Source organism: Paenibacillus sp. JMULE4, from assembly GCF_013337105.1.
Classification (GTDB): domain Bacteria; phylum Bacillota; class Bacilli; order Paenibacillales; family NBRC-103111; genus Paenibacillus_G; species Paenibacillus_G naphthalenovorans.
The window spans coordinates 18496-38110 of sequence record NZ_SGWF01000025.1 but is presented as its reverse complement, the minus strand read 5'-3'; the positions used below and the strand labels follow the sequence as shown (position 1 = coordinate 38110).

The following is a 19615-nucleotide window of genomic DNA, read 5'->3' as shown; positions in this document are numbered from 1 at the left end:
TTACGAGAAATAAAGTTTATGTTAATTCACAATCTAATACTGCTTTAACGTTGTTTATAAAGTATTTTAATGCTTTGGGGTCCCTTGAAATGAAGGTTTTTACGAGATCCCAAAGTTTATGGATTTCCGAGTCATCAAGTCCTTGGAATTGAGGTAACAAATAAAGGGCGAGCCCTTCCGCTAAATGCTGGCTGTACTCGCTATCAATAGTAGATCGGCTTTCTAAATAACTGATTAAGCTTTTTATTGTAGCCGGTCCAATCTCTCTTATTGCCATATCTTCTGTCTTTTTCGCAATTAATTTAAGTATGTCAACTAGGTCTGTATTCAATCGGGATGCCCAGTTGCTAACTTCCGAATCATAATTTTCTGGGACCCCGACTCTAATAATTGCAAACCTTCGCATAAATGCGTATGACATATCGAACAATGACGTTTTATCAAATTCATTCATTGTAGCAATTAATCGCCAATCATCGGTTTTATAGAAAGTATCATCAGTATTTTGACCATTTCCAGATATGATGTTTATCCGGTTACCTGTCTTTGAACTTCTATGAGGAAGAAGTGCATTCCCATCAGATAATACTGTGAACAATTGTCCTATGGACTTATCAATTTGGGTTCTGTTAACCTCATCGATAATTAGCCATTGACGATTCACAATGCTTTGAAGCACGATTCCTAGCTCAAATTTTAACGCATTAGTATTACTTGAAGTTAAATCGGGCATATAACCGCCGACGGTATCAAAAGTTGTCCAGTCAGCAGTAGCCGTTGTAACCATTGGGTCTATACCTTGAGCAACTTTTGCAACTGCAAACGCCAAAGTAGTTTTTCCAGTTCCGGGAGGTCCACTAAGGATTATGTGCTTACCGCTATTAAGCGCGGAGCATATTTGGTTAATTATCAGGTCAGAAATCGATAAAGAACCTGAAATAGCAGCTTTTACCTTAACAGGATCAACATTTATATTCGATGGAGCAGACGCAAGATGGTTCAAAATATTTAAATCAATTTCGCTAATCAATGGCATATGTTATTATCATCCTTGTTCTAATTGAGTTCTACTTTGATCTTCAATCAAACTTTGATAAAATGCTTTTATCTCATTTGAAGTTTCCGAATGTAAATAAAGGGATTTCAGACTTACAGGCTGCGAAAATTCAGTTTCAAGAACAACTTCTATCACTAAGTCGGTCCCATTTTCCGTCGGTTGGCTGATTATTTTATACGGCCCTTTGCATGTTAAGTCCGGTTTCACAAAAAATAGATAGTATCATTTTGACTGGGTGATTTGGATTGAAATTTACTTTTTGGAATAGTCCAAGTGTATCTATCAGCGGTAGAAACTAAGTCTCCCGGTCCAATAGCCTCAATCCAATTACTTACAGTCTGAACTGGAACATGTTCCTCGGTCCGAACATCGTACTTTCTGGCGAGATCGGCTATTTTTTCCTGGGTCCTTTTTTTAAGTTGGTACTGTGCTGACTCTAATGTAGACTCACTCATCTAAAGGTTCCTCCATAGGGTCTTCTTCGAAAAAGCTGAATAAATCGTTATCCTCTTCGTTCTCCACTTGCGTTCCAATTATAGTTTGTTTCTTTGCATAAAAATCACGAATAAAACTATCACTTAACACAATATCAAAAAGATCATTGTACTCTTCATTAAGCTCCATTCTTGTCCATTCCCGGCCTTTCTTTTTGAAAGATACCAGTCCAGATAGACCAAGATATTGGGGAAAGTATTGATGACCTTTAGGGTTAAGTTTAATACTCTGCATCGAATAGTTGACAATGCCATCGCGATAATCTTTTATAGCGTTCTCAAGTTCTGTTTCTTTTTCTAAATTATCGTCTTCATCAATTATTGTATTTAATAAATACCATTCCCATTTGTTTAAGTATCCAAACTTTTTCAATGCCTTTATAGTTGCCCTTAAGGGATGTAGCGGCTTGTTTTTACCTGCTGGTTCTTTTTTTCTGACCCCAAAAGGAAAATAGAACTCTAGTAGTGATCTCGCATAAAAATCCTGATACAGTGCTTTAATTTCAGCCTGTCCTTTGGGATCATCTTCTTCAAGACTGTTTAAATCATTTTCAACCGATATTAGAGTTAATAAATCTTGTCCTAATGGGGATATTACACTTTCAAATGTCGGAATTTTACGTTCTGATAAGGAATTGTAATTTATAAAACCTAAATGCTCAAGAACACTTTTTATTGTACGTACGGCCCCACTTCTGTTCTCACCACTTATGCCAATAGCGTCTGCGATATCATTTTGCAGTTCTTTACCCCAAGTTCTGTTGTTAACAAGTTTTTCATTTGATATGAAATCGGCAAGCCCTTTGAATTGGTTAAGGAGTTTCGTATCTATATTCCTTCCTTGATAATCCCAGCCTTTTAAGTCCATTTTAAAGCCTCCAGTTAGTCCGTAAGTAATCCTAATAAAATTGCTACTTCACTCGAATCAATTCTTTTCCCTGAGACGGTTGACTTCGGAAAATTCACTCCAGATTGTTCAATAAATAGTCCTGATTTAGCCAGGTTACATTTTTAACAATAACACAACCAAGGGATATATTGTAACTAACATTATCGTTAGGAAGATTAAGGGTTCGAAGAAACTCATCTAATGACTTAGCTCCATTAGCTTGCTGATAAGTATTCCAAGCACTTACTACGGATGTAACAACTAACTTATCGAATATCCCATACCCTCGAATAAGTCTACTGCCTTTTTCCAAGAAGAAGATCGGTGAACCCTGACTTATAGCCTTAAAATTAGCTCTCCTAAGCCACATATTGACCTCACTGAAACTATTCTCCTTACATATACGGGTCCATGTTGGATTTACTATTGCTACATATCCTTCATTATAATCCATTTTTATCACTCCCTAAAGTCAATTATTAGGAGATCATTGGGAATAAACCGTTTGGAATTATATATCATTAATATGTCACAAAGATATTGGGTAGTCCTGAACTTACATTTGGATCAATCGATGTTCAATTCGAGTGAGCTGAAAAAAATTTGAATCGATTCTTTTTACAGGTTACATGGAAAAAGTGTAATATCCTCTATTTCGATGTTATAATTTACCTTAGTGGATCTAACGACAAGAAAAAGAAAGGGCGAATCTAATGTCGTTTCAAGTGCCTATAACAATACAAAAAGCAATTGAAAATATCGAGCAAAAGAAATACTTTCTCCCATCAATTCAGAGAGAGTTTGTTTGGAAACCAGAACAAATCGAACGTTTGTTCGATTCAATCATGAAAGGATATCCTATTAGCTCATTTCTATTTTGGCTCGTAGAAGACGATACCATTGAAGAATATCAATTCTACGAGTTTATCCGCGACTACCACGAGAAGAATAACAGACACAATCCAAAAGCTAGTATAGTCGGCGAAAAATCCATTACAGCTATCTTAGATGGCCAACAGCGGCTTACTTCTCTATATATTGGTCTTAAAGGATCATATGCCGAGAAAATGCCATACAAAAAGTGGAAGCATGATAATTCATTTGAAAAGAAAGAGCTTTACCTTAATCTTTTGAAAGTATCTAAAAACCCTGATTATACATACGATTTTCGATTCCTTAGTAAGAAGGAGAAAGATGCTCTATCTGAGGATAACTATTGGTTCCGTGTGGGGGAAGTATTAAAGTTCAAGAATATGAATGACGTATTTCAGTACCTTAGAAGCAATAACATCGCTCTAAAGCCCCATATTTACCTTTGAGTCTTTTCTCCTTATCCACTACAATATGAATTAACAAAAGTGGAGGGATCAAAGATGCAGCGCAAGAGTTACAGCATTGAATTTAAACAACAGCTCATCCAAGAAGCCTTAGAAGCAGGCAATGCCAGCCAAGTTGCAAGACGACATGGAATAGACGGGAAAATGCTCGCTCGTTGGATTCGTCAATCGAAGCATGCAAACTGGAAAAACGCATCACCAGAATCCAAAAAAGTTGCAGCCTACACTCCATCATCCAAAGAGTTTCAAGCGTTAGAGCAGGAAAACGACAAATTGAAAAAGCTGTTGGGCGAGAAGGATTTGGAGATTGCGATTCTTCGTGATCTCGTAAAAAAGGTGAACCCCGCCTATCGGACAAAATAGAGATCGCCGACAAATGGATTGCGCGGGGTTATAAAGCTGCAGTGGTGCTGCGAATCGTCGGCGTCAGTGAAGCGACGTACTATTACCGGAAGAAACACTTCAAGCAAGAGCGAGTGTATAACGGCGGACGGCCGATTCCCGGCTTTTCCTTGGATCATAAGCGGCGTCCCGTCAGCGATGAGCAGATCAAGGAATGGCTGATGGAGCTTATTGCCGGGGAAGAAGCGACTTACGGTTACCGTAAATTAACCGTATGCCTGAAACGACAGTATGGGCTGATCATTAACAAGAAAAAAGTATACCGGCTGTGTCAGGAACTGGGCATCCTGCAGCCACAACGCCGGAAGCGAATCCAATATCCCCGAAAGCTGGCGAACAACCGTGAGATTTGCGCTTCGAATCAGCTTTGGGAGATGGACGTGAAATACGGCTATATTGCAGCAGAGCAGCGTTTCTTTTTCTTGCTCAGCCTGATTGACGTCTACGACCGATCGATTATCGACTACCACATGGGCCTCTCTTGTGAAGGGAAGCATGCTGCGCAAATCCTGCAGAGAGCGTTATGGAAACGGCGGCTCTTTGAGAAAGATCAGCTGCCCGTGGTTCGTACCGATAACGGCCCGCAATTTATCAGCCATGCTTTTGAAGAAGCATGCCTGGAGTATTGTGTAGAACATGAACGTATTCCTCCGAAAACGCCGAATAAAAATGCGCATATCGAAGCATTTCATGCCATTTTAGAACAAGAGTGTCTCTCCAGGCATGAATTTGAGAGTTATCAGGATGCATACCGTATCGTATCTGACTATCTCTTGTTTTATAATCAGCGGCGGATCCATGGAAGTTTGTATGATCTATCCCCGCAGGAATTTCATCAAGCTATGCATCAGCAAGCCGTAAAACCGCTTGTGATTAAGGTATGATGGATAAAGCCCTTTACATGGAGGGGCGGGCATGATAGGCTTGTTAGCCTCGCGATGCATGTGTTATCCGCATCGCCCTATCGCGAAAAATCATGCCCGCTGGAGGCTCCATGTCAAGGGCGACAACGAGCGACAACGACGTAAATCAATGAGAAATTACGCAATCGTGTGAATAAGGGTGTAAGACTCTAAAGTTACGGGTTTAAACCGATCGAGGGGAATTTTGCTTCCGAATGTCTTACGCTGCTGTATGAACAAATTGTGAGGACACCAACAATAAACTATTACTTGGAGGAAGGACAAGAACTTGACAAGGTTCTTAATATTTTCATACGGGTTAATAGCGGCGGCACCCAGTTGAGTTATTCTGATCTGTTATTATCTATTGCTACAGCCCAATGGAAAGAACGCGATGCACGAGAAACTATTACAGAATTTGTAGATGAAATTAATGAATATGGCGATACATTTGATTTCAATAAAGATCTGGTGCTTAAGACTTGTCTGGTTTTATGTGACTTTCCAGATATCGCATTTAAAGTGGATAATTTTAATGCCAGCAATATGCGGAAAATTGAAGAAGAATGGGACAATATTGCAAACGCCATTCGTACGACTGTAGAGTTGCTTTCTGGATTCGGATTCAATTATAAAACATTGACCGCAAATTACGTTGTTATTCCGGTCGCATATTACCTGTATAAAAAAGGGATACCCAAAAATTACGTTCAATCATCAAGCTATCGCGATGATCGTGAACAAATAAAGAAGTTCATCCTAGTTTCTTTGATAAAACAAATATTTGGTGGCCAGCCTGATAATGTCCTTCGGCCGATTAGAGATATTATAAAGAATAATTTGGATCAATTCCCATTCAAAACAATTAAGAGTGAATTAAAAGTTTCAAATAAAAACTATAAATTCGATGAGGAAGAACTCGGGGAACTGCTTTACACCAAATATGGTGGAAAATATGCATTCTCTCTCTTATCTCTTCTATATCCTAACTTGGATTATCGGAATACATTTCACCAGGACCATATCTTCCCGCGTAGCCTCATATCGTCAAAAACTAAGCTAAGGAAAAAAGGAATTAAAGAAGATAAAATACAATTTTACTTGGACAACTATGATTACATTGGTAATATACAGCTACTGGAAGGCGTTCCGAATCAAGAAAAATCGGATATGGAATTCGATAAATGGTTATCAAAAGAATTTCCGAAGGATCTTGATAAAGCAGATTATAAGAAAAACACTATATACCTGATGTCGCATTAACCCTCGATAACTTTGAAGAATTCTTTGAGCAACGTGAGGAGCTGATTTTTGAAAAATTCAAATCTATTTTAATTGATTAACTCAACTTTCGCAGCTTAGATTGGCAAACAAACCCTTGATATAACTGGGTAAAGTGCTCATCCATTGCTGGACTTGACTCAAAACAGAAGACTTATCTCGTTTGCTCTTGGTTTTGGACATCTCCATGAAGAAAGTGATCAATTGTTGTAGTGCAGTTTTCAGGTCTAAATCCCGAATTTCATCGGAGAGCAGGAAAAACAGGCCGCCAAGAGAACGAGGGTCGTTTTCATTTCGTCGCTCCCACTCCATGACCAGATAACGTGAAAAGACAATGGTGGTATGGCTGATGAGCATATCGAAGGAGCGGCCCTGAAACTCCGAACCGAGTTTCAGATACGATTTGGCAAACTTAAAGAAGGTCTCAATGCTCCAGCGAATGCCATAAATGCGAACGATTTCCGCATCGGTGATGGTGACGTCTGTACTTAGAATGGCCAACCAATCCCGTCTGCGATTCCGATTTTGAACAAAGACAAGCTTAATGAGCATCCCGCCATCAAGCTGTACAATGACCGATCCCAGAATCTCGGATGATTTCGTTTTCGGTAGTCGTGCGTGCAGTTCACGCAAGGTCAGCCGCTCCGTCCCGAAACGGTAGCCTGTTTCATGTCTTTGATCATTCCGATCACGTGAAGGCCGCGCCCCATCAGTTCTCGCAACAGGGGAGCTTGCGTAAACCAACTGTCCATCAAGACAAAGTCGGCACTGAACCCGGCTTTGAGCGCACGGTCAAGCAATCCGATGACAGCATCGGGTTTGCGCGTCATGGATTCGCAGCGGCGTTTGTATCCATGTGTACGCTTGAGCAGCCGCTCCTTCATCTCACAGAGACGATTCGCGATCTTCGCAGAGCTAAGCATGACAAAGTCGATGGGAGCAAAGCTGAAACCATCCGACCAACCGAGCGTCAGCATCGTATATCCCCGAGCATAACGACCGGTTGTATGGTCGAACACGCGAGCAAGTAGTTCCGCTTTTTTGCTGCGATCCCGGCGCAGAACAGAGTCATCTACGATGAAGGCTCGAATGCGAAAAGCGGATGTGAGCGACTCAAAGTGCTGAACAATCTTGAGGCTGAGCATATGTAAAAACCGCCGCCACGCAAATCGTGGGTGATTCAGGAAGCGATAGACAACATCTTTGCCAGGCAGGGATTGCCGGCGTTCGCTATCCAACAACCGAAACCAATTCCGCCCTTCAAATACAAGCGTAAAAATGAGTTGGAAGATGGCGAGACTGGAAAGGCCAAATGACTTAGAGATACCGGCTTTACGCAACAAGTTGCCAATTTGAAGAGTAGATAGGGCAGCAGAAATTCGTTGTTCCGCCTTTTCAGACGAAGTTTTGTGGTGTACCATAGAGTTACACACCTTTCGTTTGGGATGGTTGCTCGTCACTTCCATTTTACCAAATCTGAAAGGTGTTTTTCACTTGTCAACACCATCTGAAATATGCCGCTAACCCCTTGTCATGCTTGGCATCAGGCAAGAATTTCAGGTGCGAAAGTTGAGTGATTAAATACAAGGCGGCGGAGAATATTATTCCGCCGCTATTCATTTTCCTCTGAAGCTACTTATTCTTGATTTTCCCACCGTATATTACCCACACATGACCATCCTTATCAAATACCAGTTCGTCTTTCTCCAAGTCTATCCGATTTTCTTTCGGAGTATATACTTCTAAATAGGATAAACAATAAGCAAGCTTCCCTTGATACCGTTCATTTGCTTGATCCCAAAGCCGTAGTATCCTTTCGTTTTGTTCGTTTAACAGCGCCATTTCATTGATCATAGATTTAATTGCTTGATGATCGGACTGAGTCAAGACCCCGATATATTTACCGTTGTTCTCGACCCAATTATCATCAACACGATTTCTCTCCGATAATTGCTCAAGAGATTTTCTCGAAAACAATTCGATTACATTGGACATATTAATCCCCTCCCTGTCTTTACCATACACAGGCATCTTTCAAATTTCCAATCATATCAGCAGATCCATATCCCCAGTTTTTCTCAATTAACCCATTAAAGTATTTATGAAAACAAGGAATATTCGTATAATGAAAATGTGCTGTTGATTCCATGTAAGGTGGTGAGACATATTGTCGAGACGAATCTGTCCACGCTGTGGTTCCAAAAACACAGCTAAAATATTGTGGGGTATGCCCCCCATGACCTCTAAATTACAGGAACAACTTGAGAAAAAAGAAATTATTCTTGGTGGTTGTTGCATCGTTATCCCTACCCCAACTCACCATTGTAATACCTGCAAAAAAAACTATGGTGGCTGCTATTTTGAGATACCTACATACGTCAAGGAACTGTATTTCTATATTGGAGGATTTTTCGGTACATCTCACCAAGTATATTTAAATACTAAGACATCGGGTTTGGTATTGAAATACGTATCCTCTGAAGGATATGGTGTGGATATTAAAAATGATTGTGATGGCATTGATATCCTACGTGTTCCAGTACATGATCAATGGATTGAATTTAATGATGATATGCTTCATTGTTATTTCATTGACTGGAAACCCAGATACGTAGATAAAAATGTATTGGATGGAACTCAATGGGGACTCGAAGTAACATTTGAAAACGGTACTACCATCAAACGTCATGGCAGCAACGATTATCCCCCTCATTGGAACAAACTAATTAAGTTGTTCCAAAAATATGGTTTGCCCGCGATTGAATAAGTAGAATGCCGTAAGGTTTACATATCTAAAAACATTTTTCGATACCAAGCATAGAGTTCGTCGTCAGTCTTGAAGTTGGGGACATTGCCCTCAATTCGACCATTCCGCCACTCACGGTCAAACTCAGAAACAGTAGCAAGACGGAAAGTTTTTATTTGGTTGTGTTCCGATACGAAAGTAAAACCAGTTGAATTTTTTGCTGTAATATCCCCATAGAAAACTCGGCCACGATTGGTATCAAAAAAGGTCAATCGTGTTTTTCCGGATTCTTCGGTAACAGTAACATCTAAAGCAAGAAGCTGACCGACTCCCTCCACTTCCACGAAATAAAGTGCGTTATTATTAATCATCGTGTCACCAACTTTTCGATAAAATAGCAATGCTTTAAGCTAAGAATATAGAATGGAAAACCCACGTACATAAAGTTTAATTCGTATTTTGCAAAATAACAATTCCATATTATAAATGTGATACTTATGCTGATTGGTAATCCTCTGTAGACTTCAGCATATGGAAGAGCCGAGCACCCAACCGAGTGTTCGGCTCTTTTACTATCGGTTCATTAACAGAATGCAGTTCTTTCTGAAAACACGCCAATCAGGCTGTTTTATACAATAATTTATTAAAGGAGACGATGTTCATGGCTGCTAATGTCGAAAGCATGTTTTATGTTAGGGAGGCACCTTGGCACGGACTTGGGAATCGTGTGGAACAGGCTCTCAGCTCCGAGGAAGCCCTAAAGAAAGCAGAGTTGGATTGGACCGTCATTCAAAGGCCAATTCAAACTGATGCTCAAATGGAGATCCCAGGTTACAAAGCAAACATCAGAGCAACCGACCAAAGGATTCTAGGAGTAGTAACTGACCGTTATAAAATCGTTCAGAATCATGAAGCTTTTGCATTTACTGATGAACTTTTAGGGGAAGGAGTAAAGTACGAAACGGCGGGTAGCTTGCAAAATGGGAAGAAGGTCTGGTTGTTAGCGAAGCTGCCGGAGAATTTCAATATCACTGGGGACAGCGTTACATCATATTTAGTATTTTCAAACAGCCATGATGGCAGTGGAAGTATTAAAGTTGCAATGACACCTATCCGGGTAGTTTGTCAAAATACGCTTAACCTAGCGCTTAACAATGCTCAAAGGATCTGGTCCACAACTCACAAAGGGGATATGAAATCCAAGTTAGATGAAGCTAAAAAGACATTGCTGCTTGCTGAGTTTTACATGGACAGACTGGGCGAAGAAGCCGAACGCTTGAATAAAATTAAGCTTCCCGATCATAAGGTCATGGAATACATTGACATGCTCATTCCCATGCCTGATAACCCGAGCAAGCTTCAGGAGAAAAATGTTCATCAGCTTCGGGGTGATATGCAATTGAGGTATTTCGAAGCTCCAGACCTTGATCATGTTGGAAAAAACGCTTATCGTTTCATTAATGCTGTATCGGATTTTGCCACACATTCAAAGCCGCTTCGAGAAACCGCGACATTTAGAGAAAACCTATTTATGAGAACGATAGAAGGAAATCCGTTAATTGATAAAGCATATGAACTTGTACTTGCCGCGGTATAATCCTAATAGGATTGCCGCGGCATTTTTATGTTCCGATTCATGGATTACATTCAGAGCTGAACACGACACAAGTGTTCGGCTCTTTCTATTTCAGCAAAATTGGAGGTTATCGAATGAGCGAATATATCCCTTCTGAAATCAAATCGCTCCTAGCGGAATCATTGTGCGAGAAGCAAGGTAGCTATATTATCGAGGAACTATTTCAACGGTTCCCGACGACAACAGAGTTAATTGATGTGACCGAACAAGAACTCGTAAGAATCAGAGGAATAGGCATGGGCAAGGCACGCCAAATAACGGCCATGCTAAAGCTCGCAAGAGCACTTTGCGCACCTGTAAAAGAGCGATATACCATCCGTAGTCCGAGGGATGTCTTCGAACTGCTTGAACCGGAATTACGGTATCAACAAAAAGAACACTTCATCTGTCTATTTCTCAATACGAAAAACCACCTGATATTCAAAGAAATCATTTCGATAGGCTCCCTAAATGCTGCAATTGTTCATCCTAGAGAAGTCTTTCGCGCAGCCATTAAACGTTGCAGTGCCTCCATTATTTGTGCTCATTCCCATCCGAGTGGAGATCCCACACCTTCCAGTGAGGATATTGAGTTAACAAAACGGCTTATTGAGGCGGGGAACATCGTTGGAATTGAACTTCTGGATCACGTCATTATTGGCGGGCACCGCTTTTATTCGTTGAAAGAAAACGGATTGATGTAATATGGGAGGACAAAAGATGATTGCGACTCTTCAAGCAAATGTATTGGTAGAAACTGAAGGGCTTACACATGACCAATGGCTGGAATATCGGCGCAAAGGGATTGGCGGGTCAGACATTGCGGGGATATGCGGTTTAAGCAAGTGGAAACGGCCTATTCATGTATTCTTAGAAAAAATCGGCCAAGCTCCACCAGAATCACAAAGTGAAGCTGCTGAATGGGGCACTTTATTGGAACCGTTGATTGCGGATAAGTTTGCTCGGAATCATCCAGAATGGGCCATTACTGAGAAGAAGGTCATTTACTCGCATCCTAAATATGAGTGGGCTTTGGGCAATTTGGACCGGATGATTATTTGCCCTGACCGCGGCCGCGGCATCTTAGAGATTAAAACTGCAAGTGAATATTTGAAACACGAGTGGGATGATGGAAATATCCCCGATTATTACTTCGTGCAGCTCCAATGGTATATGTTCGTATGTGGATTAGATTGGGGATATTTTGCAACTCTGATCGGTGGGAATAAATATCGGGAATATGAGGTTTACCGAGACGATGAACTTATAGGGCAGCTTCTACGTCTTGCAAGCGACCTCTGGTACAACCATATCCTGCCTCGAACCCCCCCTCCTTTTGATGGATCTGATGCTTCTACAAATCTATTAAATCGGCTATATCCTGATGCCTCAGAATCGAGTATCAAACTGGAGGATGTCGGACTGATAGAAAAATATTTGGAGAAGAAGCAGCAAATCAAGGATCTGGAAGAAGAGTTTTCTGAGGTTGAGAACTTAATCAAAGCAATTCTTGGTAATCATGAAATCGGTATTTGTGGGAATTACCGAGTGAAATGGGAAAACCGTAGTAGGACCGGAGTGGATGGCAAGCTATTGAAAGAGAGATATCCGGACATATACCAAGAATGCCTTAAGTTTACGAAGTTTCGGCAGCTCAGTATTAAACAGGAGGGTAAATTCCAATGAGTGATCATAATCAATCCTTGTTTGAACGCCTTAATGCCCCGTTCCCCTATTCCGAGTACCGATATGACAGCTTTGGTGATCACTGCTATATCAGTGGACAGGCCGTTACGGAACGTATAAATGAAGTGCTTGGGGTTGGGTTTTGGAAGTATCGGGGGCTTTATGAAACGGAGAAAATCATTCATGATCCGAATGGAAAGAATCCGCGAGTCAAAATTTATGTGGAATTCAGCTTCTTTAATCAAGAACTTAAAGAGTGGATCACGTTCATCGACGTAGGCAGTGAGCAAATTAAGCCAGGTATGAATGAAGGCGACGCAACAAAATCGGCCATAACAGACGGGATGAAAAAATGCTCCAGCCGGATTGGTATAGCCAGCGACCTTTACAAGGGCTTGATCATATGGGACAAACAGAAGCAGCAGGTGATCGTTCCGGACAGTTATAAGGCCTATTATGAGAAGCTGGGGTGGGAAAAAGGCAAAGAAACTGATGAGCCAAAACCAACTGAAAAACAAACGAGCAACGGCAATAGGAAAAATGATTTGGCCCAAAAATTAAAGGGCAAAAGCACCCCAATCCAGAATCAGATCAAGACTTTTTGGCAGGAGTTAGCCGGTAGTCTGGATGGCTTCGATGAATGGTACAAAAAGAAGCAAGAAGAAAATGTTACGGATCAGCAGATCCTAAAGTTGTTGGAAAAGAAGCTTGTTGAGAAAAAAGGTGCGGCTATTGCATGAAGTAGCTTTCGTGGACATTAATATTCGAAACAACGGCTGGTAGTGTTCCGGCCGTTGTTTGCTATATAAATCTTTGTCATTACAAGGAGATAAATCGATGTTTAGAGGGACCAAATACATTACCCAAGGGATAAATGCTGAAATTCCTGCATTTTTGCAAAATATCCTTTGGTACATGATCGAAACGATGGAAGTCTCAGAAAAAGACTACCTTCAGATTTTTCAGTTAAACCAAGCTTCTGAAAGAGGAGTAATCAGGCAAAGGATAATACATACTCAAGAGCAGCCCCCTTTCCAGAAGGAATACATCATTCATACCAAACAAATCGTGACAGCCAAGATTTATGTAATCGATGATAAGACACATTGTACGATGCTTCTTGCAGATGAATATTAATGGACGGCCTGAGAGCGCAGTATTATGAGATGAAATTATATATTATACCTATAGACGTTATGCTAGATAACGGTCTTCGGGAGGAGGGAGGGAACATAGTTCCCGGATCATAGAACACTATTTTTAAGAATTTATTTCCCTTTATCACGAAAAATAAGAATTTGTTTGATGAGATTGTATACAGCCTCTTGTTCCGACTCGGTACGACCACTTAGTTGAAAGGCGATTTTCTCGATTACTTTTTGATTAATATTGACCAAATTAGGATAATCGAAGCTAAATAGATCCTCCAATGTAACATTTAAAGCAGATGATATCTTGTCAAGAGTGTCAACTGTAGGGCTTTTCTGCCCTCGCTCCAGTTGCCCAACATATGATGGGGTTAGACCCGCTCTAAATGCAAGTTGTTCCTGACTGATATCCCTCTGTTGCCGAATAATCCGGATTCGCTCACCGACCTTTTGTGCAACTTTGCTCACATCCCCTCACCTCTAAGACAACGATAAAACTATAAAGGAATGTCAACAACGCACTATAGTTACTCATTTAAATAGGTACTATTGTAATTGACACACTAACTTAACCCCCATATAATCAAAATATGTGGAAAATTGTAGAATAATAAAAATCAGGAGGGACTAGAAAGTGTATAAAAAGTGGTTCTTTATTTGCTCATTAATTGCAATTATCTTTTTCTCTGTAGTTGCCGGTTCATTAACTGGCGCAACTTTACTTCTTGGCTTAGTAGTAGGCGCGTTATTATCCGCAACAATTGTTTCGACTAAATCAAAATTTGAAACAAACAAAAGACGAAATCAAAAGTATGCTTTATCTGAACCGATTAGTCTTGAAAAAATACTTGATCTGGTTAACATGAACCTTAAGCACAAGAATTTTGTTGGAGCTAATATTGAGTCTGGAAGTGTTGTAGTTCTTACGAAAAAATGTAAATACAGATTAACCAGTTCGGACTTAGAACTTACGATTTATGAAGAATTACAACCTGCTAAGATGGTAATGTATAAATTCCTGTTTCGGCCAGCTCCTCCAATTATCCTTGCTAACGAAGCAAGAACAATTATTCCACTCATTTATGATGCGATAAACAATTCGGAAGTAAAAACGGCAACGGCATCCTAAACAGAAAATAACTTAAACCATATTAAAGTGAGGAGATGCCGATTTGGAAATATATGTCGTAATTTCAACTACCTGAATCCGTGATAGTTCTTCTGTGAAAAAGAAGAAAAAGAAAGGAAATCGCATCTCCGATGGTGAATTTTAAAGGAACCATGAATGATCCACTTTCACCTGCGAGGTGCTACATATGAGAATCCAATTCACCCAATCTAAGGAAATTCTGTTGACTACGCATGCTGGCCTGGCCACCGTCGGCGCCTTGCTTTCCCATACCCGATTGCCGCAGCGTCTCAATCGCTCCACCGTGAAAGGAATGGAGAACCCGATTCACAGTCATGGCGATGTCATGACCAGCTATCTTGGCTTGCTTTGCCAAGGCAAAAGCGACTTCGACCACATCGAACCTTTCCGAAAAGATCCCGTATTCCAAACCTGCCTCGGTGTCCGCAAGGTGCCGTCAAGCCCGACGCTCCGTCAGCGTCTGGATGCCGCAGCTCAAACGATGAATGCCAACTGGAACGAGATCCTGCTTCAAGAATCCGCCGATCTGATTCGAAACGTAAAAGCACCTGTAACCGGACTGACAGCAGGCGAGCATACGGTGATTCCGCTGGATATCGATGTCTCTCCGTTCGATAACTCCGGTACGAAAAAAGAGGGTGTTTCGTTGACCTACAAAGGCACGTTCGGCTACGCCCCCATTTTCGCCTACCTCGGACAGGAGGGGTATAGCGTGAATGTGCAGCTTCGGGAAGGCAGCACGCACAGTCAGAAGGATGGCGCTGATTTTCTGCGCGAAAGCATCCAGTATGCCCGGCGCATCACGAAAGAGCGCCTTCTCGTGCGGATGGATTCCGCTCACGACAGTCTGGAAAATCTGCAGGTGTGTCATGCTGAGCCAGAGGTCGATTATATCATCAAGGTCAATCTGCGCAATACATCCAAGGAAAGTTGGCTACGGATCGCCGAAGACAAGGGCATGGCCTGTGAGCAGCGCCCCGGCAAGACGGAATACATGGGCGTGATCGCCTTTCCCGAAAAAGGCTTCGATCAAGCCCTTCGTCAAGTGTTTCAAGTGATCGTACGGACGATCGACCGTGAAGGTCAGATGCTCCTGTTCCCGGAAATTGAAGTGAACGTCTATTGGACTTCTCTTACCTGCTCGCCGTGGCGTGTCATCGAGTTGTATCGCGATCACGGCACGAGCGAACAATTTCATAGTGAGCTGAAGACGGATCTGGATTTGGAGCGACTGCCCGCCGGCAAATTCGATACCAACGATCTGGTTTTGCACGCGGGGGTGTTCGCTTACAACCTGCTCCGCATCATGGGGCAGGAAAGCTTGCGCCAAGACGATGCTCCGATTCGGGGAGGCGTACAACGTCGCCGCATCCGCACCGTGATTCAAAACATCGTGTACATCGCGGCTAGAGTCAGCCGACACGCTCGTCAAACGATTTTCAATTTTGGGCGATACAGTCCCTGGTTTCAGACCGTACGACGAGTGTACCAAGCGTTTGCCTGAATCCATTTTTCGCCATCCAGACCAACCCAAACTGCTCTTCCCTGTTCCGGCCTTACCGTAAACAGCAAGGCTTATTGAGCATGCCTTGCTTGATGGATTCTGTCATTTGTAGATTTGTTTTCATCACGAATCTTTAGCTGATGGGGGGATTTCCGATTACTTTTTTCCATATACTGCCCTCTCTGGCGGAGTGGACTTAAGTTTGTCACGGATTCAGGAACTATATTTGGCTGGATGTTTATATCGAAGTTGCAAAGAAACTTTGTCATCTTCACCACGATATCAAATTACATAGTGGTCAAAGCAATCCTAGCTTTATTTACTGGATGGGCCGTTATGCCCTTCTATTTGATCTTATATGTCTTCAAATTCATTCGTTATATAACAAGAGGCTCCAGTTCAACAAAAGCATAAAAATGCAAACGATCTGAAATTTCGGAACGTTCTACCGAGAGTGAGGCAATGCCTCACTCTTTTTTTGTTTAAATTCAGATACTGACTAAATCCCGGACATAAATTTATTGTTTTATTACAACATATTCAAGTACTTTTTTTAAATTATTTCTAAATAGTAATAACCAAATATAATCAATGATGGTGAAACATAATCAACAATAATGTAATATAATGAAAGGCTGGTGAATCTAATGTTTCATGATTATGACGACATTATAACGGTTGAAGAATTACTGGAAATGTTGCAAATTGGTAGAAATACCGCCTACCGTTTACTTGGCACCGGACAAATTAAGTCAGTCCGAATTGGAAGAAAATATCGGATTCCCCGCGAATCTGTTATTGAATATATCTTCCAAAAATGTAGATGTTGACATGGACATGCCAGTAGAATTCAATTACATAATAAAGGCATAGAGACCTCTGAAAAATGCTTCGGGTCTCTATGCTGTAACCGTCAAGTCCTTTTGAACATTTTTCGATAAATAAGATTGAACACTTTTAGCTGAAAATCGTTTGCCGATGTTTAAGACGATAGCTGTCACCCTGCAGTTGAATAATTTCACTCTTGTGTAGGATGCGGTCTAGGATCGCCGTTGTAATTGCTGGATCACCAAGCAGCTCTGCCCATTCCTCGGGCCCCTTGTTCGACGTAAGGATGATCGAGGTTTGGCCGTAGAGCTTGTTGATGAATTGAAAGAATAAGTTCGCTTCGATCCGATCCATTGCCATAAACATAAGATCATCCATGATCACAAGGTCGGATCGATAGATCCGCTTCATTTTGTATTGGGAAGCCCTTGAAATGGCCTCCGTTTTTAGCAGTTGAACCAGTGTGTCCATGGTCACAAAGCTAACCTTGTGGCCCTTCTTTAGGGCCTCCACGGCAAGGCCAATCGCCAGATGTGTCTTGCCGACGCCAGGTGGACCAAGGAAGATGAGGTTGTAGTTTTGCTCCAGCCAGAGTAATTCTCGCAGTTGGCTGAGTTGCCGTTTGCCAAGCGATTGTTGTTCTTCGAGTCGGAACTCGTCCAACGTTTTAATCTCCGGCAAAAGTGCCCATCGGTATCGCTTGGCAAGCTGTTTCTCCTCGCGGCGGTTCAGTTCGTGCCGTAGGAGCTGCCCGAGAAACTGACGACATGTCCATTCCTTGGATTCGGCGTCCATCAGCGTCTGTTCAATGACTTGCGCGGCCTCGGTTAAGTTTAGATGACGTAAGGCCTGTCTAATCTCAAACGTTGCTTCACTCATCGCTGTCCTCCTGAAAGAATTGCTTGGTAGGCGGAAAAATCCCGCACTTGAGGCTTTACCTGTCGCTTATTCGTATTGATGTCCATAAGCGGTTTGACAAGGGGCTGGGAAACGGATATCTGTTGCTGTCGCCGTTTGTAGTGTTCTACGGCATCTGCAAAATCCGTCGCGCGGTATAACCGATGCTTCACGCAGTAATGGAGGGCTTTCTCCACCGCTGGGGAATCCACCCCGTCCAATGCCCGCCCAATGAGCTGCAGTTGGTCACGGATATACCTTGGCTTTCGTTTATAGATCTCATGGAGAAAGGGCGCGGCCGTCTCTGGAACAGGGAATGCTTCGGCTACCGTCTGGATGTAAGCGGCTATTCCCTTGGTTCGATCCCGTTTGTGGTTCGTGTTTTGAATGAGTTTTCCACTGCCGGATCCAAGTGGATGTTCCGCCAGAACCTGGCCAGTCTCCACGTCGTAAATGTTCAATTGGCTAGCTTCGGTTACCTGAAGCCCCACTTGCTTATCTGTACCGTCATAGGTTCCCAAAGGGACGGAGTAGCGGTTTCCTTCATACCAAATGGTGTTGTCCTTCCGAACGGTCCTTGTTATACTTGATGGTAACGGGTTTATTTTTGTGTGGACCGGGCGGAGGTGCTCCCTTTCAAGAGCAAACACTTCGGCCGGTATTTTTTTCGTTGTATGATGCATCGAAGCATTTCCTGTACGATGAAGCCAGGCAACACAGTCCTCGTTCAATTTATCTATGTGACTGAACAGGCGATGACGTGCAAAATTTCGTTTCACATACTTCACGACATTTTCAATCCGGCCCTTACTTTCAGGATCTTGCTTCCGGCACATCCGGATATGGAAGCCTCGCTCTTTCATATACCCTGCAAATTCATGCGTGAGCAGGAGATCTCCATGATTTTCGCTTGTTAAGAGCAGATGATCCTGATCGTAGACTAGCTCTTTCGGAAATCCACCCAAGAAGGAAAATGCATCTTCATGCATCTGGATGACGTCCTTCGTGGTGAACGGGCGATCCTGCCACTGAACATATTTATATCTCGAATGAGACAACACAAAGGCGATGAACCAAAGTCGAACCAGATTTCCTTGCGGGTTGCGAAGCTTCGTCTCCCCAAAATCCACCTGAGCTTGGTGGCCCATAGGAGGATCCTCTACCGCTTCGTACTGCCTGATCTGCATCGTTTTCGGAATACCATGCTTGCTTCGAAGCTCTCGCACATAATTCCTTACCGTACCTTCAGAGATCTTTCCCACCGGATACCGTTCTTTAAGCCAATCTTGTACTTGTGCAGCGGAGAGATCGGGGTACTCCCGCAACCACTCTACAATGGCTCTTTCATAACCATCCAATTTCTTTTTCCTGCTCTCTAGCTGCTCCAGATACTCCCTAAACTGATCGGGATTCATCTCGATAAACTTGTACACCGTATTTCTCGATAGCTCCAATCTTCTGGCAATTTGGGTAATTTTTAATCCTTCTTGCTTCATCCGTTGAATGGAGAAGTACATATGCCACCTCTCTAAGCGTCTCATACTCTTCCTCACCTATTGATGTTTTATCTACCATTATGATAAGAGGTCGAGTATGAGGGGTAAAGAGTGTTCATTCTTATTTGTCGTTTTCTGTTGATTTTATTTTACCGGTTACATATGCCTTACTGGTATCCCTTT

At 42.1% G+C, this 19615-nt stretch carries 22 protein-coding genes and 1 pseudogene; 13 read left to right on the top strand and 10 right to left on the bottom strand.

Annotation, left to right across the window (positions count from 1 at the left end; genetic code table 11):
- Positions 1–16: 16 nt before the first annotated feature.
- The 4 genes from EXW96_RS26860 to EXW96_RS26845 form a co-directional block, all read right to left on the bottom strand.
- The gene (locus EXW96_RS26860; protein ID WP_174351859.1) at positions 17–1036 is read right to left on the bottom strand and encodes an AAA family ATPase; all 1020 of its coding nucleotides are present in this window, start codon (positions 1034–1036) and stop codon (positions 17–19) included.
- A gap of 224 nt (positions 1037–1260) precedes the next feature.
- Positions 1261–1512 (bottom strand): hypothetical protein, encoded by a 252-nt coding sequence (locus EXW96_RS26855; RefSeq protein ID WP_174351858.1) that lies wholly within the window; start codon positions 1510–1512, stop codon positions 1261–1263.
- On the bottom strand, positions 1505–2419 hold the full coding sequence (locus EXW96_RS26850) for a hypothetical protein (RefSeq protein ID WP_174351857.1): 915 nt from the start codon (positions 2417–2419) through the stop codon (positions 1505–1507). The genes EXW96_RS26855 and EXW96_RS26850 overlap by 8 nt, the downstream gene beginning before the upstream one ends.
- A 94-nt stretch (positions 2420–2513) precedes the next feature.
- Positions 2514–2894, bottom strand: a complete 381-nt coding sequence (locus tag EXW96_RS26845) for a hypothetical protein (RefSeq protein ID WP_174351856.1) — start codon at positions 2892–2894, stop codon at positions 2514–2516.
- 259 nt (positions 2895–3153) lie between these two features.
- Here EXW96_RS26845 and EXW96_RS26840 point away from each other — a divergent pair, with 259 nt between their 5' ends.
- The 4 genes from EXW96_RS26840 (at position 3154) to EXW96_RS26825 (ending at position 6344) form a co-directional block, all read left to right on the top strand.
- Positions 3154–3759, top strand: coding sequence for a DUF262 domain-containing protein (locus tag EXW96_RS26840; protein WP_174351855.1), 606 nt, complete (start codon positions 3154–3156; stop codon positions 3757–3759).
- Positions 3760–3813: 54 nt separating this feature from the next.
- Entirely contained in the window at positions 3814–4140 is a 327-nt protein-coding gene (locus EXW96_RS26835) for a transposase (RefSeq protein ID WP_141336823.1), read from the top strand.
- Positions 4137–5063 (top strand): IS3 family transposase, encoded by a 927-nt coding sequence (locus EXW96_RS26830; protein ID WP_141336822.1) that lies wholly within the window; start codon positions 4137–4139, stop codon positions 5061–5063. The genes EXW96_RS26835 and EXW96_RS26830 overlap by 4 nt, the downstream gene beginning before the upstream one ends.
- 288 nt (positions 5064–5351) lie before the next feature.
- A complete protein-coding gene (locus tag EXW96_RS26825; protein WP_174351854.1) occupies positions 5352–6344 on the top strand; it encodes a hypothetical protein in 993 nt (330 codons plus the stop codon).
- 81 nt (positions 6345–6425) lie between these two features.
- On the opposite strand, the pseudogene EXW96_RS26820 reads toward EXW96_RS26825, so the two are convergent.
- Positions 6426–7783 (bottom strand): annotated as a pseudogene (locus tag EXW96_RS26820) (IS4 family transposase).
- A gap of 211 nt (positions 7784–7994) precedes the next feature.
- Positions 7995–8357, bottom strand: a complete 363-nt coding sequence (locus tag EXW96_RS26815; RefSeq protein ID WP_174351853.1) for a hypothetical protein — start codon at positions 8355–8357, stop codon at positions 7995–7997.
- Between the two features lie 241 nt (positions 8358–8598).
- On the opposite strand from EXW96_RS26815, the gene EXW96_RS27030 reads away from it, so the two are divergent.
- Positions 8599–9129: a hypothetical protein gene (locus EXW96_RS27030; RefSeq protein ID WP_217437534.1), complete on the top strand. Its 531-nt coding sequence runs from the start codon at positions 8599–8601 to the stop codon at positions 9127–9129.
- A 17-nt stretch (positions 9130–9146) separates the two neighbouring features.
- Here the strand turns inward: EXW96_RS27030 and EXW96_RS26805 are convergent, their stop codons facing one another.
- Entirely contained in the window at positions 9147–9479 is a 333-nt protein-coding gene (locus tag EXW96_RS26805) for a hypothetical protein (protein ID WP_174351852.1), read from the bottom strand.
- Between the two features lie 290 nt (positions 9480–9769).
- Here EXW96_RS26805 and EXW96_RS26800 point away from each other — a divergent pair, with 290 nt between their 5' ends.
- The 5 genes from EXW96_RS26800 (at position 9770) to EXW96_RS26780 (ending at position 13546) form a co-directional block, all read left to right on the top strand.
- Entirely contained in the window at positions 9770–10705 is a 936-nt protein-coding gene (locus tag EXW96_RS26800; RefSeq protein WP_174351851.1) for a DUF932 domain-containing protein, read from the top strand.
- A 113-nt stretch (positions 10706–10818) separates the two neighbouring features.
- Positions 10819–11427: a RadC family protein gene (gene radC / locus EXW96_RS26795; protein WP_174351850.1), complete on the top strand. Its 609-nt coding sequence runs from the start codon at positions 10819–10821 to the stop codon at positions 11425–11427.
- A gap of 16 nt (positions 11428–11443) precedes the next feature.
- Positions 11444–12409, top strand: a complete 966-nt coding sequence (locus tag EXW96_RS26790) for a lambda-exonuclease family protein (RefSeq protein ID WP_174351849.1) — start codon at positions 11444–11446, stop codon at positions 12407–12409.
- Positions 12406–13149: a Rad52/Rad22 family DNA repair protein gene (locus tag EXW96_RS26785; RefSeq protein ID WP_174351848.1), complete on the top strand. Its 744-nt coding sequence runs from the start codon at positions 12406–12408 to the stop codon at positions 13147–13149. The genes EXW96_RS26790 and EXW96_RS26785 overlap by 4 nt, the downstream gene beginning before the upstream one ends.
- Before the next feature lie 97 nt (positions 13150–13246).
- A complete protein-coding gene (locus EXW96_RS26780; protein WP_174351847.1) occupies positions 13247–13546 on the top strand; it encodes a DUF960 family protein in 300 nt (99 codons plus the stop codon).
- A 131-nt stretch (positions 13547–13677) separates the two neighbouring features.
- Here EXW96_RS26780 and EXW96_RS26775 read toward each other — a convergent pair whose 3' ends face one another.
- Positions 13678–14025, bottom strand: coding sequence for a helix-turn-helix domain-containing protein (locus EXW96_RS26775; RefSeq protein WP_127484291.1), 348 nt, complete (start codon positions 14023–14025; stop codon positions 13678–13680).
- A gap of 166 nt (positions 14026–14191) precedes the next feature.
- On the opposite strand from EXW96_RS26775, the gene EXW96_RS26770 reads away from it, so the two are divergent.
- The 3 genes from EXW96_RS26770 to EXW96_RS26760 all read left to right on the top strand — a co-directional run bounded on the left by EXW96_RS26770 (position 14192) and on the right by EXW96_RS26760 (position 17041).
- Positions 14192–14686 (top strand): hypothetical protein, encoded by a 495-nt coding sequence (locus EXW96_RS26770; RefSeq protein WP_174351846.1) that lies wholly within the window; start codon positions 14192–14194, stop codon positions 14684–14686.
- Positions 14687–14873: 187 nt separating this feature from the next.
- A complete protein-coding gene (locus tag EXW96_RS26765) occupies positions 14874–16211 on the top strand; it encodes an IS1380 family transposase (RefSeq protein ID WP_027093557.1) in 1338 nt (445 codons plus the stop codon).
- 647 nt (positions 16212–16858) lie between these two features.
- Positions 16859–17041: a helix-turn-helix domain-containing protein gene (locus tag EXW96_RS26760; RefSeq protein WP_174351845.1), complete on the top strand. Its 183-nt coding sequence runs from the start codon at positions 16859–16861 to the stop codon at positions 17039–17041.
- A 127-nt stretch (positions 17042–17168) separates the two neighbouring features.
- Here the strand turns inward: EXW96_RS26760 and istB are convergent, their stop codons facing one another.
- Both istB and istA read right to left on the bottom strand, forming a co-directional pair.
- On the bottom strand, positions 17169–17918 hold the full coding sequence (gene istB, locus EXW96_RS26755; protein WP_174351844.1) for an IS21-like element helper ATPase IstB: 750 nt from the start codon (positions 17916–17918) through the stop codon (positions 17169–17171).
- Complete coding sequence (gene istA / locus EXW96_RS26750; protein WP_254611602.1) at positions 17915–19477, bottom strand: IS21 family transposase; 1563 nt, start codon at positions 19475–19477, stop codon at positions 17915–17917. Before istA ends, istB begins: the two co-directional genes overlap by 4 nt.
- Positions 19478–19615: the final 138 nt, after the last annotated feature.

What these genes read in the sequence shown, in the direction of transcription:
- EXW96_RS26850 (WP_174351857.1), bottom strand. Translation starts at nt 2,419, where the DNA reads ATGGACTTAAAAGGCTGGGATTATCAAGGAAGGAATATAGATACGAAA.
- EXW96_RS26800 (WP_174351851.1), top strand. Translation starts at nt 9,770, where the DNA reads ATGGCTGCTAATGTCGAAAGCATGTTTTATGTTAGGGAGGCACCTTGG.
- EXW96_RS26780 (WP_174351847.1), top strand. Translation starts at nt 13,247, where the DNA reads ATGTTTAGAGGGACCAAATACATTACCCAAGGGATAAATGCTGAAATT.
- EXW96_RS26855 (WP_174351858.1), bottom strand. Translation starts at nt 1,512, where the DNA reads ATGAGTGAGTCTACATTAGAGTCAGCACAGTACCAACTTAAAAAAAGG.
- EXW96_RS26840 (WP_174351855.1), top strand. Translation starts at nt 3,154, where the DNA reads ATGTCGTTTCAAGTGCCTATAACAATACAAAAAGCAATTGAAAATATC.
- istA (WP_254611602.1), bottom strand. Translation starts at nt 19,477, where the DNA reads ATGAGACGCTTAGAGAGGTGGCATATGTACTTCTCCATTCAACGGATG.
- EXW96_RS26760 (WP_174351845.1), top strand. Translation starts at nt 16,859, where the DNA reads ATGTTTCATGATTATGACGACATTATAACGGTTGAAGAATTACTGGAA.
- EXW96_RS26835 (WP_141336823.1), top strand. Translation starts at nt 3,814, where the DNA reads ATGCAGCGCAAGAGTTACAGCATTGAATTTAAACAACAGCTCATCCAA.
- EXW96_RS26785 (WP_174351848.1), top strand. Translation starts at nt 12,406, where the DNA reads ATGAGTGATCATAATCAATCCTTGTTTGAACGCCTTAATGCCCCGTTC.
- EXW96_RS26860 (WP_174351859.1), bottom strand. Translation starts at nt 1,036, where the DNA reads ATGCCATTGATTAGCGAAATTGATTTAAATATTTTGAACCATCTTGCG.
- EXW96_RS26790 (WP_174351849.1), top strand. Translation starts at nt 11,444, where the DNA reads ATGATTGCGACTCTTCAAGCAAATGTATTGGTAGAAACTGAAGGGCTT.
- EXW96_RS27030 (WP_217437534.1), top strand. Translation starts at nt 8,599, where the DNA reads ATGACCTCTAAATTACAGGAACAACTTGAGAAAAAAGAAATTATTCTT.
- EXW96_RS26815 (WP_174351853.1), bottom strand. Translation starts at nt 8,357, where the DNA reads ATGTCCAATGTAATCGAATTGTTTTCGAGAAAATCTCTTGAGCAATTA.
- istB (WP_174351844.1), bottom strand. Translation starts at nt 17,918, where the DNA reads ATGAGTGAAGCAACGTTTGAGATTAGACAGGCCTTACGTCATCTAAAC.
- radC (WP_174351850.1), top strand. Translation starts at nt 10,819, where the DNA reads ATGAGCGAATATATCCCTTCTGAAATCAAATCGCTCCTAGCGGAATCA.
- EXW96_RS26765 (WP_027093557.1), top strand. Translation starts at nt 14,874, where the DNA reads ATGAGAATCCAATTCACCCAATCTAAGGAAATTCTGTTGACTACGCAT.
- EXW96_RS26805 (WP_174351852.1), bottom strand. Translation starts at nt 9,479, where the DNA reads ATGATTAATAATAACGCACTTTATTTCGTGGAAGTGGAGGGAGTCGGT.
- EXW96_RS26845 (WP_174351856.1), bottom strand. Translation starts at nt 2,894, where the DNA reads ATGGATTATAATGAAGGATATGTAGCAATAGTAAATCCAACATGGACC.